This is a genomic window from Enterococcus mundtii, from assembly GCF_002947535.1.
GTDB classification, from domain to species: Bacteria; Bacillota; Bacilli; order Lactobacillales; family Enterococcaceae; genus Enterococcus_B; species Enterococcus_B mundtii_B.
The window spans coordinates 45,886-60,025 of the sequence record NZ_PUAP01000015.1; the positions used below are offsets into that span (position 1 = coordinate 45,886).

At 39.8% G+C, this 14,140-nt stretch carries 14 protein-coding genes; 1 reads left to right on the plus strand and 13 read right to left on the minus strand.

Features of this window, described 5'->3' with window-relative positions; all coding sequences use genetic code 11:
- The first annotated feature begins 459 nt into the window (after positions 1-459).
- A complete protein-coding gene (locus CUS89_RS04205; protein ID WP_104871152.1) occupies positions 460-870 on the plus strand; it encodes a hypothetical protein in 411 nt (136 codons plus the stop codon).
- A gap of 421 nt (positions 871-1,291) precedes the next feature.
- On the opposite strand, the gene CUS89_RS04210 is transcribed toward CUS89_RS04205, so the two are convergent.
- The 13 genes from CUS89_RS04210 to lysA form a co-directional block, all read right to left on the minus strand.
- Positions 1,292-1,930: an RICIN domain-containing protein gene (locus CUS89_RS04210; protein ID WP_104871153.1), complete on the minus strand. Its 639-nt coding sequence runs from the start codon at positions 1,928-1,930 to the stop codon at positions 1,292-1,294.
- A gap of 482 nt (positions 1,931-2,412) precedes the next feature.
- Complete coding sequence (locus tag CUS89_RS04215) at positions 2,413-2,679, minus strand: hypothetical protein (protein ID WP_104871154.1); 267 nt, start codon at positions 2,677-2,679, stop codon at positions 2,413-2,415.
- A gap of 242 nt (positions 2,680-2,921) precedes the next feature.
- Entirely contained in the window at positions 2,922-3,203 is a 282-nt protein-coding gene (locus CUS89_RS04220; protein ID WP_104871155.1) for a hypothetical protein, read from the minus strand.
- A 289-nt stretch (positions 3,204-3,492) separates the two neighbouring features.
- On the minus strand, positions 3,493-4,872 hold the full coding sequence (locus CUS89_RS04225) for an FAD-dependent oxidoreductase (protein WP_104871156.1): 1,380 nt from the start codon (positions 4,870-4,872) through the stop codon (positions 3,493-3,495).
- Positions 4,873-4,993: 121 nt separating this feature from the next.
- Positions 4,994-6,166, minus strand: coding sequence for a pyridoxal phosphate-dependent aminotransferase (locus CUS89_RS04230; protein ID WP_104871157.1), 1,173 nt, complete (start codon positions 6,164-6,166; stop codon positions 4,994-4,996).
- A 35-nt stretch (positions 6,167-6,201) separates the two neighbouring features.
- Positions 6,202-7,296 carry a M20 metallopeptidase family protein gene (locus CUS89_RS04235; protein WP_104871158.1) on the minus strand — a complete coding sequence of 365 codons (1,095 nt, stop codon included), beginning with the start codon at positions 7,294-7,296 and terminating at the stop codon, positions 6,202-6,204.
- The gene (locus tag CUS89_RS04240) at positions 7,256-8,605 is read right to left on the minus strand and encodes an aspartate kinase (RefSeq protein WP_104871159.1); all 1,350 of its coding nucleotides are present in this window, start codon (positions 8,603-8,605) and stop codon (positions 7,256-7,258) included. The genes CUS89_RS04235 and CUS89_RS04240 overlap by 41 nt, the downstream gene beginning before the upstream one ends.
- Positions 8,602-9,597 carry an aspartate-semialdehyde dehydrogenase gene (locus tag CUS89_RS04245; protein WP_104871160.1) on the minus strand — a complete coding sequence of 332 codons (996 nt, stop codon included), beginning with the start codon at positions 9,595-9,597 and terminating at the stop codon, positions 8,602-8,604. Before CUS89_RS04245 ends, CUS89_RS04240 begins: the two co-directional genes overlap by 4 nt.
- A gap of 20 nt (positions 9,598-9,617) precedes the next feature.
- Positions 9,618-10,313 (minus strand): 2,3,4,5-tetrahydropyridine-2,6-dicarboxylate N-acetyltransferase, encoded by a 696-nt coding sequence (dapD, locus tag CUS89_RS04250; RefSeq protein WP_104871161.1) that lies wholly within the window; start codon positions 10,311-10,313, stop codon positions 9,618-9,620.
- Position 10,314: 1 nt separating this feature from the next.
- On the minus strand, positions 10,315-11,034 hold the full coding sequence (gene dapB, locus CUS89_RS04255) for a 4-hydroxy-tetrahydrodipicolinate reductase (RefSeq protein ID WP_104871162.1): 720 nt from the start codon (positions 11,032-11,034) through the stop codon (positions 10,315-10,317).
- The gene (gene dapA, locus CUS89_RS04260; RefSeq protein WP_104871163.1) at positions 11,031-11,912 is read right to left on the minus strand and encodes a 4-hydroxy-tetrahydrodipicolinate synthase; all 882 of its coding nucleotides are present in this window, start codon (positions 11,910-11,912) and stop codon (positions 11,031-11,033) included. The genes dapB and dapA overlap by 4 nt, the downstream gene beginning before the upstream one ends.
- Positions 11,909-12,715 carry a diaminopimelate epimerase gene (gene dapF, locus CUS89_RS04265; protein WP_104871164.1) on the minus strand — a complete coding sequence of 269 codons (807 nt, stop codon included), beginning with the start codon at positions 12,713-12,715 and terminating at the stop codon, positions 11,909-11,911. Before dapF ends, dapA begins: the two co-directional genes overlap by 4 nt.
- Positions 12,702-13,958: a diaminopimelate decarboxylase gene (gene lysA, locus CUS89_RS04270; protein ID WP_104871165.1), complete on the minus strand. Its 1,257-nt coding sequence runs from the start codon at positions 13,956-13,958 to the stop codon at positions 12,702-12,704. The genes dapF and lysA overlap by 14 nt, the downstream gene beginning before the upstream one ends.
- Between the last annotated feature and the right edge of the window lie 182 nt (positions 13,959-14,140).

A 14,140-nucleotide genomic window follows, 5' to 3' on the forward strand; every position in this document is an offset into this window, starting at 1 on the left:
CTATACCTCTCGTTTTATTTTTTTTTTATAGTTTCATGCCATTATTTTACATAAAATAAATCCAGTTATTTTTTTCTAGAGAAGGTACTTGTAAACAATGCTTTTCTTCTCTTTGCGCTTCAACTGTTTTATTCTAAAAATGCTCTGTTGCTGTTATTGGTCCGTAGAAGGTAGTGTGACGACGAAAAATAGCCTCTTTATGTATCGATTTTAGGAAATTGAATAGAATCAACTAAAAATAATTTTTTTCTATAAAAAGGATCATTGTGTGCATTTTATAATATTAATTGATGAAAATGACTTTTCATCAAACAAGCAACTATAAAATATAGATGATTTCATGTTGAACATTCCCCTATTCTACAACTATATTTTATAGTTGCTCTTTTTTATCATTCTCCCATTCTAAATATTTTAAACTGTGGATGATAAATAAAATCATAGAAAGGAATGGAAAGATTGAGCAATAAATTTTATTGGGAACTTGATCCTGTAAAATTGGTTGAAAAAAATGAAAACTTTCTATTCAATCTTTTTTGTAGCTCATGTTACCAACAAGTGTATACACAAATCAGCACGTTAGCTGAAATCTATAGAATTGAATCGGAATCTATCAAGGATTTGATTCAAGAAATCAATGCCGAGAACTTCTACATGACGATCCGCTCCATTTTTGAAAAAGAAGCACTGTTATCTGAGATTTATTTTTATTTGATGGAATATGATTGGGATTGTAGCAAAGAAGATTTTACTGAAGATATTCTACAAGTAGTGAAAAGGGATTATTTATCCGACTATTGTTGGAAAATAGAAAATACATCAGAAACAGATTATCCTAAATTATTGATTGAGTCGATTCTCCAAACATAATAAATAACTGTTCCTTCCAAACAGGTCACCTTCTTAAGCAACTGCTGATAAAAAATCGACCACAAAATTTGATAATAATTTTGTGGTCGGTTTTTTTAACTAACTTAGGAAAGTTCTCCCTACTACTTTTTCATCTGTTTATTGATAATCATTGCTAGAAAGATCAAAAATAATTTATTTTTGAAGTGCTTTTTTCCTACTATAAGAAATCGATACAAGTCTCCTGTTTCTTTATGTAACCCATCACCCCTTAACATCTACGTAGAGATAATCTAACTCTGGATTCTTTTGGATAATTTTTTTATACAGTACAAGTTTCTTCTTGTTTTGTAAAAAAAGATTCCACCGCCCCTTGCTATGAGGGGTAGGTGAAATCATTTTTTAAAATTATTAAAATCTATCTTACTATTTTTAGTAAATATTATCGTGATAAATAGAAAGTTTGAATGACATTTGAATTATGTGGTGAATATTCTTTACAAATCAAACGTAATGGGCTACCTAATTCACTGCAATCCCATATATGAACAGATAAGTAACGACCAGTTGCCATATTACAGATGCGATATCCTCCTGTTGTTCCTGGAACAGGAATAAGTTGCCATTTAGTACTTAAATGGTTTGGTTTTGGTCGTTGACCTAATACATAGTATCTTTGCTCAGGAGTATAAGCAGAATCTGGGTAACGGACAAATGGTTTTGATTCATCCACATAGAAGTAGTTACCTGGTAACTGGATATTGTATACACCAGGTACATCGGTTGGTAAAAAGGTCACTTTCATATTGGAAGTTCCTTCTTTAGGATAGAAGAAATTGTCTGCCCGTAATGGCGCCATCAAAATTCTATCAGTATCAGGAATGAATTGTTTTGATGTCCATAAATAGTATTTAGTTTTAGGTTGTAAGGTGACAAATTGGTCTTTTATATCATTAAAATATTTATATCCAACGGCTGCTTCTGCTTTGTGAGTACCTGCAAAAACCATTGGAACAAAGGCTACCAGCACAAACAAAAGTTTAATAAATACACTTTTTCTAAAAGAATGTGATGCTAACATACTAATTATTCTCCTTTTATTTACTACTAATTTCATGTGCACAATCCACTATCGATTTGTAAATGTAGAAAAAGATTGTGGTTATCTTCTATGAAAAATTTTTCGCTACATGTGTTCTTTATCCAATATCAGCGTTATTGAACTGGTATTTCTTTCCTCCTTCCACTTATTAATCATCGATAAGTTATAGATAAAGATTTATGTTACGAATTATCCGATTGTATTGCTTGCGAAAAAATATCAAATGGTTTAAACACTTTTTCACTATAAAACAGACGTTCATCTTTTATCGTTCATCTGATATCTCTTAGGCAATACATGTTCTTTCATAGAGGTGCAGTTTGGATTATAAAGAATAAAAGAAAGTAATTTTTTTTTATTTTTCAAATTAAATCCTATAGATTTTTATTTTGAAAAATTTCTTTTTAATTATGTATAAATAAAAGAATCAAGCTGAAAAAATTCGCCATTCAGGCTCTTAATCACCACGCCAAAACAAAACAAATAATAGAAACTACAACCGTCAAAACAAATTCAACCTTCACTTCCGTTCCATACGTTTGATTCGGTAGATAGATGGCTTTTCGTTTTGATTGATAAGGGATCTTAGGGCGGTTGGGTTGGGCAGACTCAATAAGTATCGATAATAAAATCAGTGTTAAGTAAATAGTATTTTGTTGTGCTGCAAAATAGATGCTTGAAGCTAATAAAATAAAACTAGTTCCTTTGAGTATTCTAGCGTAGGTCATTATTATCTCTCCATTCTATTCTTCTATTTGTAGATTTTCTGTCCTGTTTTCTAACTATTTTCTATTATTATTATTTTTATACCTCCACATGACAATCAATAGAATCGTCATCACTAGATAGGAGGTGAGAACAATTATTTGACTCACTCTTTTCACCTTCTCTAAAATTCTCATACGATCGATACTTTTATGTATTCATTTTTATTACTAATAAATAGACGTGGTTCAAATTATTCAAGTTACTAAAAATGATACAATTCTAATTCCAAAATGGAGCAAATCATAAGAACTAAAATCGTGGGAATCAGCGCAAACATCACTTCCGTTCTAGATGTTTGATTCGGTAGATAGATTGAATTTTTTCCCGATTTGTAAGGAGTTTTAGGTTGGTCGGATTGGGTATATTCAATAAATAGTGATAGCATAATCAGTGTGGTATAGATCGTATTTTTCATTGCAGCAAAATAGATGCTTAGTGCCAATAAACCCAGTTGGATTATTTTGATTATTCGAACGTAGGTCATCTTTCATCTCTCCATTCTATGTATAAATAGTAACCGGTACCTCTCTACAAATATATGTACGTAAAGCACTAAAATATTACTTTAACAAATTAAAATAACTTCCAACTTAATCATATCAAAAAATATCAAAAAATTTTATTTCATTCCTAAAAAGCTGTTTTAACAACATAATCGTTACTACATTCATTCGTCTAATCAAAAATCTATGAACAAATAAAAAAACGGAACAACAGGCAGAATGTTTCCATCCACCTGTTATTCCGTTTTTACTATTACTTAAATTTAGTTTTTACTCCACAAATGGCTCTTCACCTAGTGCTTGTTGTGCCGCTAAGTTTAGTAAGCTCCATTGACGGTCGTGTCCTGGTTGGAAGAAGAAGTCTGCTTCTGCCAAGTCTTCGATCGTTAATTTTTGTTGGATCGCTAGCGCTAAGACATTGCCTTGAGGCGTGATGTCTTTCGTTGATAATACCGCGCCACCTAGCAATTGATGCGTAAATGGGTCATACGCTAATTGCACGGCTGCTTTCGCATTGCCAAATTCTTCTGGTACGAATTTTGGACGGATCATATCTTCGTAGAAGGAAGTTTTGATGGCTACACCAGCGCGATCAGCTGTGAAGCTGTTCAAGCCACTTGCAGCAAAGTGATAGTCAAACACACGTAACGCAGATGAGCCAACTAAGCCGCCAAATGGTTTGCTTGGTGTTTGCTCAAATAAGTGTTGAACGACATAGCGTGCTTCTCGACGTGCCACTGTTGCTAATGCGATCGGCACCTTTTTACCTGCTGGGATTGAGTAGGCAAGTGTTGCATCTCCTACTGCATAAACATCAGGTAAGTTTGTTTGTAGGTATTCATCTGTGATGATCCAGCCACGTTCATCTAAATCAACGATGCCTTTCAACCATTCGGTATTCGGTTTGACACCGGCAGCTTGGATGATCAAGTCTGTTTCGATCGTGCCACTATCTGTTTCGATGGCTGCTACTTTACCGTCACCTGTGAAGGCTTTGATATTCACGCCAGTTTTGATGTTCATACCTTTTTCTTTTAAGTGCGCTTCTAAGATATCTGTCATTTCCTTATCTAAGTAAGTACCTAAAGGACGATCGATCATATCTAATAACGTTACTTCTTTCCCTGCATTCAAGAAAACTTCTGCTGCTTCGATCCCGATGTAACCTGAACCGATCACTGAAACTTTTTTCACTGCTGGGTCTGCCATGCGTTCTTTGATTTTCGTTGCCCAATTGTAGCCACGCATCAAATACACATTTTCCAAGTCTGTTCCTGGAACAGGTAGTGAGTTTGGTTTGACACCTGAACTCAAAATCAATTTATCGTAAGCATACTCTTCCGTATGTCCATCTTCTTTACGTGTAACTGTTACTGTTTTTTTATCTGCATTGATTGTCTTAACTTCGTGGTTATTTAAAATCCCCACATTTGGTTGCGGAAAGTTTTCTGGTCTGAAATTGCGGACATCATTCACACTAGTGACTTGATCCTCTAAATATAATTCCATGCCGCATGACATAAATGAAACATAGTCGCCTGCTTCGAACAAAGTGATATCAACATTTTCTCCGTATCTAGAGAGTAATTCTAAAATGGATTGATGACCTCCATGTGATGCACCGACAATAACTACTTTCGTTTTTTCCATTGACAAAAACCTCCTCATAACAATTGTTTAGAAACATCCTAAACATTTTCACGATATCATTCATCCTCTGATAAAGCAAATGAAAAGGCTTGCCTAAAAAGTAAGTTTCGTTATTTTAACATTATTTTTGCAAATCGGATAAAAATGTACCGATACGTTTACAAGCTTCTTGTAGATCGTCCATCCCACTTGCATAGGAAATACGGATAAACCCTTCCCCTTCTGGTCCAAAAGCTGAACCAGGGATACAGGCAACCTTACCTTGTTCTGCGAGTGCTAAACAAAAATCCCACGAGTTCATCTGGATCGTTTCTGGCAAGCGACAGAATAAATAAAATGCGCCGTCTGGTTGTGAGATTTGAAAGCCTAATTCGGTAAGTTGCGGCAATAGATAATCTCGGCGTTCGACATAGCGGGCCTTCATTTTTTCCCCTTCGTTCATGCTCGTTGTCAATGCTTCGACCGCAGCTTTTTGAGAAATCGTTGTGGCAGAAGTGACTAAATATTGGTGGACTTTGATCAATTCATCGATCACCGGTTTTTGGGCGAAAAGAAAGCCAATGCGCCAACCAGTCATAGCATGGGATTTAGAGAGTCCATTCACGACAATCGTTTGTTCAGGCAAGTACGTAGCCATCGATACATGATCCCCCACGTAATTCAACTCTGCGTAAACTTCATCACTGATGACAAAGACTGGATGTTGATTCAAGACTTCTGCAAGTTTGCTCATTTGCTCCGCAGATAATAATGTTCCAGTTGGATTACTTGGATAATTCAAAATCACTGCTTTGATTTCGTCTCCGTATTTGGCAAACGCCTCTTCTAGTTGTTCTGGCTGACAAATAAAGCCAGTGTCTGATGTATCGATCGTGATCAATTCGGCGCCTGCTAGATCAACGATTGGTTGATAGCCGGGATACGCAGGTGCCGGGATCAATACTTTATCTCCTTCTTCTAAGACCGCTAATAAAGCTGTCGCGATCGCTTCTGTGGCACCGATCGTTGTCAGTACTTCCGTTTGCGGATCATAAGAAAGACCGTAACGTTCTTTTTGGAAGAAACAAGCTGCTTCACATAATTCTGGTAAACCTCTCATCCCGGTATAATGAGAATAGTTTTCTTTGATGGCTGTGATCCCTGCTTCTTTGACTGCTTCAGGTGTTGAAAAGTCTGGCTCACCTAATGTCAGTTTGATGATACCCGGAATGCTTGAGATTTGCTGATCGAACATGCGGATCTGTGAGACTTCGATTTTAGCCAGCCTTGGATTAAAACGATGGTGTAGATTCATAGACTTCTCCCCTTTTGGTTACTATCCTTATTTTTTCAGAAAAGTTCCTTGGTGTAAAGGATTGTTTGGTACCATTCCAATCCTTTTTCTAAAACAGCCATGTCAAAATCAAAGGTTGCATCATGCAGGGCTGGTGTATCGCCTACACCTAAGAAGAAAAAGACACAAGGATAGTGTTCCGTATAAACGCCAAAATCTTCTGCTTGTAAGACAGGCTCAGCCAACTCATGTAATAACTCTGAGTGGGCAAGTGCTGCATACAACTGTTCATCGTTACGTACAGCAGGATACCCATCGTTATAACGAAATGAGATTTTCGCTGGGGAAGTTTGTTGGAATTCTTCTGCTAGTCGTGCTAGTTGCATCTTTAAATCTGTTTGGGTCTTACGACTGTATGAACGAATGCTGCCTGAGATCACGACTTCATTCGCTAAGACATTGCGGATCGTCCCACCTGTGATCTGACCAAATTTCAAGAGATGTTCAAGGTTCTCTGGCAGAGATTCATCAAAGTCATAGACTTGTTTCATAAAACGCACAGCTGCTTCTAGACTGTCGATACCTTGACTGCTTGAGGCGATATGCGCCGACCTACCTTGGACAATGATATCTGTTTCACTACTTTGCGCCATCAACGCACCTGGTCGTGAAAATACTTTCTCTTCTGGTAAACCTGGCCATAAATGAAAACCAAAGATTGCCTGTACCTTGTAATGTTCCAACAGTCCAGAACGGATCACACTTTCTGCCCCACCAGCAATTTCTTCTGAGGGTTGAAAAATCAAGACGATATTGTGGTGCATCTCTTGACGGTGCGTGGCAATATAATCGGTCAATCCTAAGAGCATCGCCATGTGACCATCATGTCCGCAGGCGTGCATGAATCCTGGGTGTGTAGACGTAAAAGGTAACCCTGTAGCTTCAGTGATGGGCAATGCGTCGATATCTGTCCGAAAAGCAATCGTTGTGTCTTGTTGCTGATCAAAATAAACCAATAAGCCTGTCTCATCGATTTCATGGATCACGCCACCGCAGTTTTTGATTTGTTCGTAAAGGTATTCTTTCGTTTTAAATTCATGAAAGCCAAGTTCAGGAATTTGATGTAACGCCATTCGGTGTGTTGCCAACATGTCGCCTCACCATCCCTTCATAGATTCCTTTTACCACGGTTTCATATTGTGCATTGGGTACGCCGATGATCAAATTCAACTCTTGCGCACCTTGCGATAAAATCGAGGTCCTGATTTCTAACTCATTCAAAATCGATAATACTTTCCCAGAAAGTCCAATTGGTTCCTTATGTGGACCGCCTACAACAGAAATCAAAGCCAAGTCTTCGATGATCTCGATTTCCTCTACGCCTAATTCCTCACGTAATTCTTTCGTGATCAAAAACAATTTATCCATGATCAATTCCGCCGAAACGACGACGCCGATATTGTCGATGCCAGAGGGGATATGCTCGATCGAGATGCCATGTTTTGCAAAAATACTCATGGCTTTCCAAATAAAACCGATTTCGTCTGACATATGTCGTTTGAACAAGGTGATTGAAAGAAAGTCTTTTCTTCCTGCAATCCCCGTCAACCCATTTTCTTTTTCGACTTCATGATTTGAGATTTTTGTTCCATGGTCATTCGGTTGATTCGTGTTTTTGATTTGGATCGGGATATCTGCTTCTTGTACGGGAAAAACCGCAGATTCGTGTAAGACATTGGCACCCATATAGGCCATTTCTCGTAACTCACGGAAAGAAATCTCTTCAATGACTTTCGGTGAGTCGATGATTCTTGGGTCTGCCATCATGATGCCTGAAACATCCGTCCAATTTTCATAAAGATCTGCCTGTAAGGCACTTGCTAAAACGGAGCCGGTAATATCACTGCCCCCACGGCCAAGTAATTTTTCTTTTCCTGCTGGGTTGGCGCCATAAAATCCTGGGACAATCAACTTTTGCTGTTTCTGATAGGTTTCACGTACTGCTTGCTCTGTACGAGGAAAGTCGATGCCTCCTTCATAATCAAAGTAGATCAGCTCACTCGCATCTGCAAAGGTATACCCTAAATATTCCGCCATCAATCGTGCGGTCAAATATTCTCCGCGACTGACTAAATAATCGATCGTCACTTTTTCCTGTTTTAGTTGTGTTTCGATCGTGGTTAATTCTCTTTCAATCAGAAAGTCGAGTGACAGAAGATCCCTTACTTGAATAAAACGTTCCGTGATCCGTTCCCACAATGGCGTCCAATCAACCTTGTGTTGAAGATACGCATGGATCAAATAGAGTAGATCGGTCACTTTGTCGTCTTCGTCGGTTCTTTTTCCTAGAGCGGAAACCACAACGACTTCTCGACTAGGATCAGCTAGCACGATCTCACGGACTTTCCGGAACTGTTCTTCATGAGACATCGAGCTTCCACCAAATTTTGCGACTTTCATGAAAGGACCTCCTCTTGAAGAAGCGCCAAAGCAATTTGCACCGCGTTAGCCGCAGCGCCTTTGCGGATATTGTCAGCTACGGTATAAAAGAGCAAGCCATTTTCAACCGATAAGTCACGGCGAATACGCCCAACATATACTTGATCTGTGCCTCTTGCTAATGTGCTGGTGGGATATTGGTGTTCTGCTAAGTTATCGACGACCAAAATCCCTGGAAACTGACTGAAACAAGCACGGATCTGTTCCAATGAAAATTCCTTTTCTAACTCGACAGCAATCGAGACACCATGGCCATTTTCGATGGGAACACGCACACAAGTCGCAGAAACAGGTAAATCTGGTTGATGCAAGATTTTTTTTGTTTCATTGATCATTTTTTGTTCTTCTTTGGTATACCCATTTTCCATTGGGCGATCGATTTCTGGAATGACCGTTTGACTGATGTCATGAGGATAAAAAGTGGCTGGTTCACCAATTTTTGTCGCCTGTAGATCAGCGATCCCTTGTTGCCCTGAACCTGAAACAGCTTGATACGTCGTGTAATTGACACGTGTCACACCAAACGTATTCTGTAGTGCTTTCAGTGGTAAGACGGATTGGATCGTCGAACAATTTGGATTGGCGATCAATGGATCTAACGTATGATCCTCTAGATTTACTTCAGGGACGATCAACGGGATCATAGGATCTTCTCGCCACGCCGAAGAATTGTCGATGACTACTAAGCCGGCTTGACGTGCAATCGGACCAAATGTTTGAGAAACGGATGCTCCAGCTGAAAAAAGCGCCAAATCATACCCAGAAAAAGAAGTCTCAGTCAGTTCTTCGACGACATACTCTTTTCCCTTAAACACAGACAGACTCCCCGCAGAGCGTTTGGATGCTAAAAGCTTGAGTTTTCCTACTGGAAAATCGTACTCCTCTAATACTCTTAACATAGTTTGACCGACTAATCCCGTCGCTCCGACAATACAGGTATCTATTTCGCGCATGTTTTTCATCCTTTCTTTGTCTACAATTCTCTTAGTGCTGCAATCAATGCGGTATTTTCTTTGGTTTGGTCATCTTTTATTTTTAATACACGTGCCGGCGTACCACCAACGACTGTTTCAGGTTCAACGTCTTCTAAAACGACTGCACCTGCTGCGACGACTGCATTCTTTCCAACACGAACGCCTTCGACGATCACTGCGTTCGCACCAACTAATACACCATCTTCGATCACTACTGGTTGAGCGGAAGCTGGCTCAATGACCCCAGCTAGCACAGCGCCGGCACCGATATGACAATTCTTGCCGACAGTCGCACGTCCACCTAGGATCGCTCCCATATCGATCATGCTGTGATCCCCGATTTCAGCACCGATATTGATCACAGCGCCCATCATGATCACTGCTTGATCTCCGATGGTCACTTGGTCACGAATGACAGCGCCTGGTTCGATCCGAGCGTTGATGTTTTTGATATCCAGTAAAGGAACGGCACTATTTCTAGCTGTTTGTTCTAGTTCGATCGCTAAAATTTTCTCCGCTTCTTTTTCTAGTACCGGCGCAATGTCTTTGTAATCCCCAAAAACGATTGGACTGTGCGCTTCGCCAAATACTTTCGCGTTTGGAAACTCAATGGGTTCGGAAACATTTAAATAAACTTTGACTGGGGTCTTTTTTTCTGCTGTTTGAATAAAACGAATGATTTCTTGTGCGTTCAAATTAGGCTCCTCCTCTAGGTCCAAATAGATCTTCTAATTGATAAAAACCAGCTGACTGTTCAGCCAACCAGATACTTGCTTGAACTGCCCCTTCTGCAAAAATGCGATTTGAAAAGGCTTCGTGCTTCACTGAAAGAACTTCATCTTTGGTCGCAAAAAGGACTTCATGTTCTCCCGGAAAAGAGCCTGCACGTAGGCTATGGACACCGATTTGTTGGTCTTCTCGTGGTTTGTCTGCCCATTGATAGACAGGCGTCAGCTCTCGAACAGATTGTAGTGTTTCCACTAAGCGCTTGGCTGTGCCAGAAGGTGCGTCTTTTTTTTGGCTGTGATGTTTTTCGATCAATTCGATCTGCCAGCTGGCTAAGTCTTGAGCTGCTTGTTTGATCAAACGATTCATCACCATGATCCCTAATGAAAAATTAGCACTGTAGAGTACAGGGATCGTTTGAGCCGCTTGCGCGATTTCAGCAAATTGCTCTTCGGTATAGCCAGTTGTGCCAATCACCAGTGGGACTTGGCGGGCTTGGCTGTATCGCAAGATTTTATCCAAACTAGCTGGATGAGAAAAATCGATGATGACCGCTGGTGTCTGAGCAAATGATAATTCCTCCGTTAATTGCAGTGATTCGGTCAACATCATTGGTTGATGTTGATATTCTTCGGTAACTTCTGCAATTCGCTTGCCCATTTTTCCACTTCCGATAATCCCGATATTCATATGCTTGCCCCTCCGTTTTCTGCTAACAGCGCGATCAGTTGTTGCTTTTTCTCCTCGCCTAATTCAAGCAGTGGCAGTCTTAATGGTCCAGCAGGTAAACCTAAGTGATTCATCGCTGCTTTCACTGGAATTGGATTGGTTTCACTGAACAAGGCATTGATCAACGCTAAATGAGTCAATTGTTTTTCTTTTGCTGAATGGCTATTTCCATCCAAGTAATCATGGACTAATTCATGGACTACATTTGGTTGGATATTCGCCCAAACACTGATCACACCGATGCCACCAATACTTAGTATGGGTAAAATCAAATCATCATTGCCACTGTAAAGCGCAAAATTCTCATTAATCAGTTGTGCGACTTCCATTGTATAGGACATATCACCAGAAGCTTCTTTGATGCCGATGATTCGTGGATGCTTCGCTAGTTCCGTTAATACAGGTAATGAAATCGTCATGCCTGTTCGTGACGGTACGTTATATAAGATGATTGGTAGAGAGGAAGCGTCTGCGATCGCTTTAAAATGAGCCAGTAAGCCTGCATCGCTCGTTTTATTATAGTAAGGCGTGATCACTAATAATTGGTCTGCCCCTAGTTCTGCAAAACGTTTGACTTTCTTGATCGTTTTCGCCGTCGCATTCGACCCTGCGCCAGCTATCACAGGAATACGTCCATTGACTTTTTCAACGGTGAATCGTACGATCTCTTCCTCTTCCTCCTCAGATAGTGTTGGTGATTCACCAGTTGTTCCAAGGACAAGTAATCCGTCTGTCTGTTCTTTCAGATGAAAAGCAATCAGCTGCTCCAATCCTAAATAATCCACTGCACCTGTTTCCGTCATCGGAGTCACTAATGCAACAATCGATCCTTTGATCATCCTTCTACCTCCAAATTTTTATGCCATTCGTAACTAGCTGGTCCTGCCATCGTGATCGTTTCATCACCAGAAATCAGTAAATCACCTTGCTCTAAATGGATCGTAGCTTGTAAGCCTGAGATATACCCTTGATCTCTTGCGACGACATACGCTGCACAACACCCTGTGCCACAAGCTAATGTCCAACCGACCCCACGTTCATACGTGCGGACGATCAATTCTTCTTCATTGACATATTGGACAAAATTGACGTTTGTTTTTTCTTTGAATAAGGGATGATGGCAGAGTTTTTCTCCTGTCTCTTTGGTTAATTCAGCCAACGCATCTTCAACAAAAACAACTGTATGGATCGTTCCCATGAATAAACTAGTCAGCTCTACCTTTCGCTCATCAATCGTCAGTGTTTGTTTGATGATAGGCGTTGATTGCGCTACTCCTACTTTCTCTGGTCGGTAGTCCGGCGAACCCATGTCGACCGTGCAATAAAACGGCTCTCGTGAATGGATCGTCACATGGATCATCCCAGCAAGCGTTTTGACCGCAAATTGTGGCTCTTCAAGTAATTGTTGATCGCTGACATAATTGGCAAAACAGCGGATACCGTTGCCACACATCGGCGCACAGCTACCATCTTTATTGTAGTAGATCATTTCCAATGGAACGGTTTTAACAGCAATCAATCCATCCGTATCGTAAGCAGTTGGTGCGCACAAGCTTTGAGCCAAACGACTATAGTCGATCGTTTCATCATAATCTAAGAGAATAAAGTCATTGCCACAACCGTTATATTTATAAATCTGCATAGACTTCTCCTCTCAATAGATCCGCATAAGTTTGCCGACGCACGACTTCTCTCGACACACCATCTTTGACAAAAACAACTGCTGGTCGAAGTGCACGATTGTAATTGCTACTCATCGAATACCCATATGCTCCTGTGGCATACACTGCCAGAAGATCACCTGGCTCTGCGGGAGGCAACTGTGTTTCTTGGATCACCACGTCTCCTGATTCACACATTTTTCCGGCAACCGTCACTTTTTCTGTTTTTTCGACGTCTAGTTTATTTGCCAAATCACAGGTGTATTCTGCTTGATAAAGTGCCGGTCGAATATTATCAGTCATCCCACCATCCACAAAATAATATTTCTTGTGAGGTGTTTCTTTGATATAGCCGACTGTATAAAGTGTTGTTCCGGATTCACCAACGATACTTCTCCCAGGTTCGATCAACAAGCGGTCAATCGTTAAGTTTCTGTCAGCTAGCGCCTGCTCTGTATGTGTGACAAGGTGTTTGACTGATTCTGCAATCGGTAAAGGTGTGTCCGCTTCGGTATAACGAATACCAAAGCCTCCTCCTAGATTTAAAGAAAGCGGTTGTTGAAAATCTTCAAGGTAGGTAACCAACTGATCGATCTCAGCCAGCCAAGCCGTCATATCAAAGATTTGTGAGCCGATGTGGGCATGGAACCCTTCTAATCTAAGAAATTCACTTTGGTGGATACGTGCAATCGCTTGTTGGCAAACATCGCTATCGTAAAGCATGCCGAATTTTGAATCGATGTGTGCGGTGACGATGTATTCATGGGTATGTGCTTCGATCCCTACATTCAATCGCAACATGATCTGTAGCTTTTTCTGATATTCTCGGCTTAATTCTTCCAAGACTTCGACTTCCATCCCATTATCTGCAACGAAATGGCGTATATCGTTTTCAATCGCGTATCTTAATTCATCGATCGTTTTATTGTTGCCATGGAAATAAATATCTTCTACAGGAAATCCAGCTTGTAACGCGGTATAAATTTCCCCACCACTCACGACATCTAAACCTAACCCTTGTTCAGCGATCAAACGGAGTAATTCTACTGTTTGAAAGGCTTTAGACGCATACAAGATCTTTGTTTGAAAATAATCAGAATCAAAGTTCAGCTTAAACGACTTTATCGTTTCTTCCATCTTTTTTTCATCATACACATAAAGGGGTGTTTGATATTCTTTTGCTAATTGACTCACTGGAATTTCGCCGATCGTTAATTCTGTCATTCTCTTTTCCCTCTTTTCAAAAAATTATTTTCTCATCAAATTGAAATATCCTTAGATTATAATTTGAATTTTATTTGAATAATATTAAACAAAATTGTTTGAATTGTCTAGTTTAAATCGCTATTTTCTGTAAAAATGTTTATTTTTTCAATTTTATTGCATACAGTAAATAAAAAATAGAA

Coding starts and splice junctions, on each gene's coding strand:
- CUS89_RS04210 (WP_104871153.1), bottom strand. CDS start 1,930: ATGTTAGCATCACATTCTTTTAGAAAAAGTGTATTTATTAAACTTTTG.
- CUS89_RS04215 (WP_104871154.1), bottom strand. CDS start 2,679: ATGACCTACGCTAGAATACTCAAAGGAACTAGTTTTATTTTATTAGCT.
- CUS89_RS04220 (WP_104871155.1), bottom strand. CDS start 3,203: ATGACCTACGTTCGAATAATCAAAATAATCCAACTGGGTTTATTGGCA.
- CUS89_RS04225 (WP_104871156.1), bottom strand. CDS start 4,872: ATGGAAAAAACGAAAGTAGTTATTGTCGGTGCATCACATGGAGGTCAT.
- CUS89_RS04230 (WP_104871157.1), bottom strand. CDS start 6,166: ATGAATCTACACCATCGTTTTAATCCAAGGCTGGCTAAAATCGAAGTC.
- CUS89_RS04235 (WP_104871158.1), bottom strand. CDS start 7,296: ATGTTGGCAACACACCGAATGGCGTTACATCAAATTCCTGAACTTGGC.
- CUS89_RS04240 (WP_104871159.1), bottom strand. CDS start 8,605: ATGAAAGTCGCAAAATTTGGTGGAAGCTCGATGTCTCATGAAGAACAG.
- CUS89_RS04245 (WP_104871160.1), bottom strand. CDS start 9,597: ATGCGCGAAATAGATACCTGTATTGTCGGAGCGACGGGATTAGTCGGT.
- dapB (WP_104871162.1), bottom strand. CDS start 11,034: ATGAATATCGGGATTATCGGAAGTGGAAAAATGGGCAAGCGAATTGCA.
- dapA (WP_104871163.1), bottom strand. CDS start 11,912: ATGATCAAAGGATCGATTGTTGCATTAGTGACTCCGATGACGGAAACA.
- dapF (WP_104871164.1), bottom strand. CDS start 12,715: ATGCAGATTTATAAATATAACGGTTGTGGCAATGACTTTATTCTCTTA.
- lysA (WP_104871165.1), bottom strand. CDS start 13,958: ATGACAGAATTAACGATCGGCGAAATTCCAGTGAGTCAATTAGCAAAA.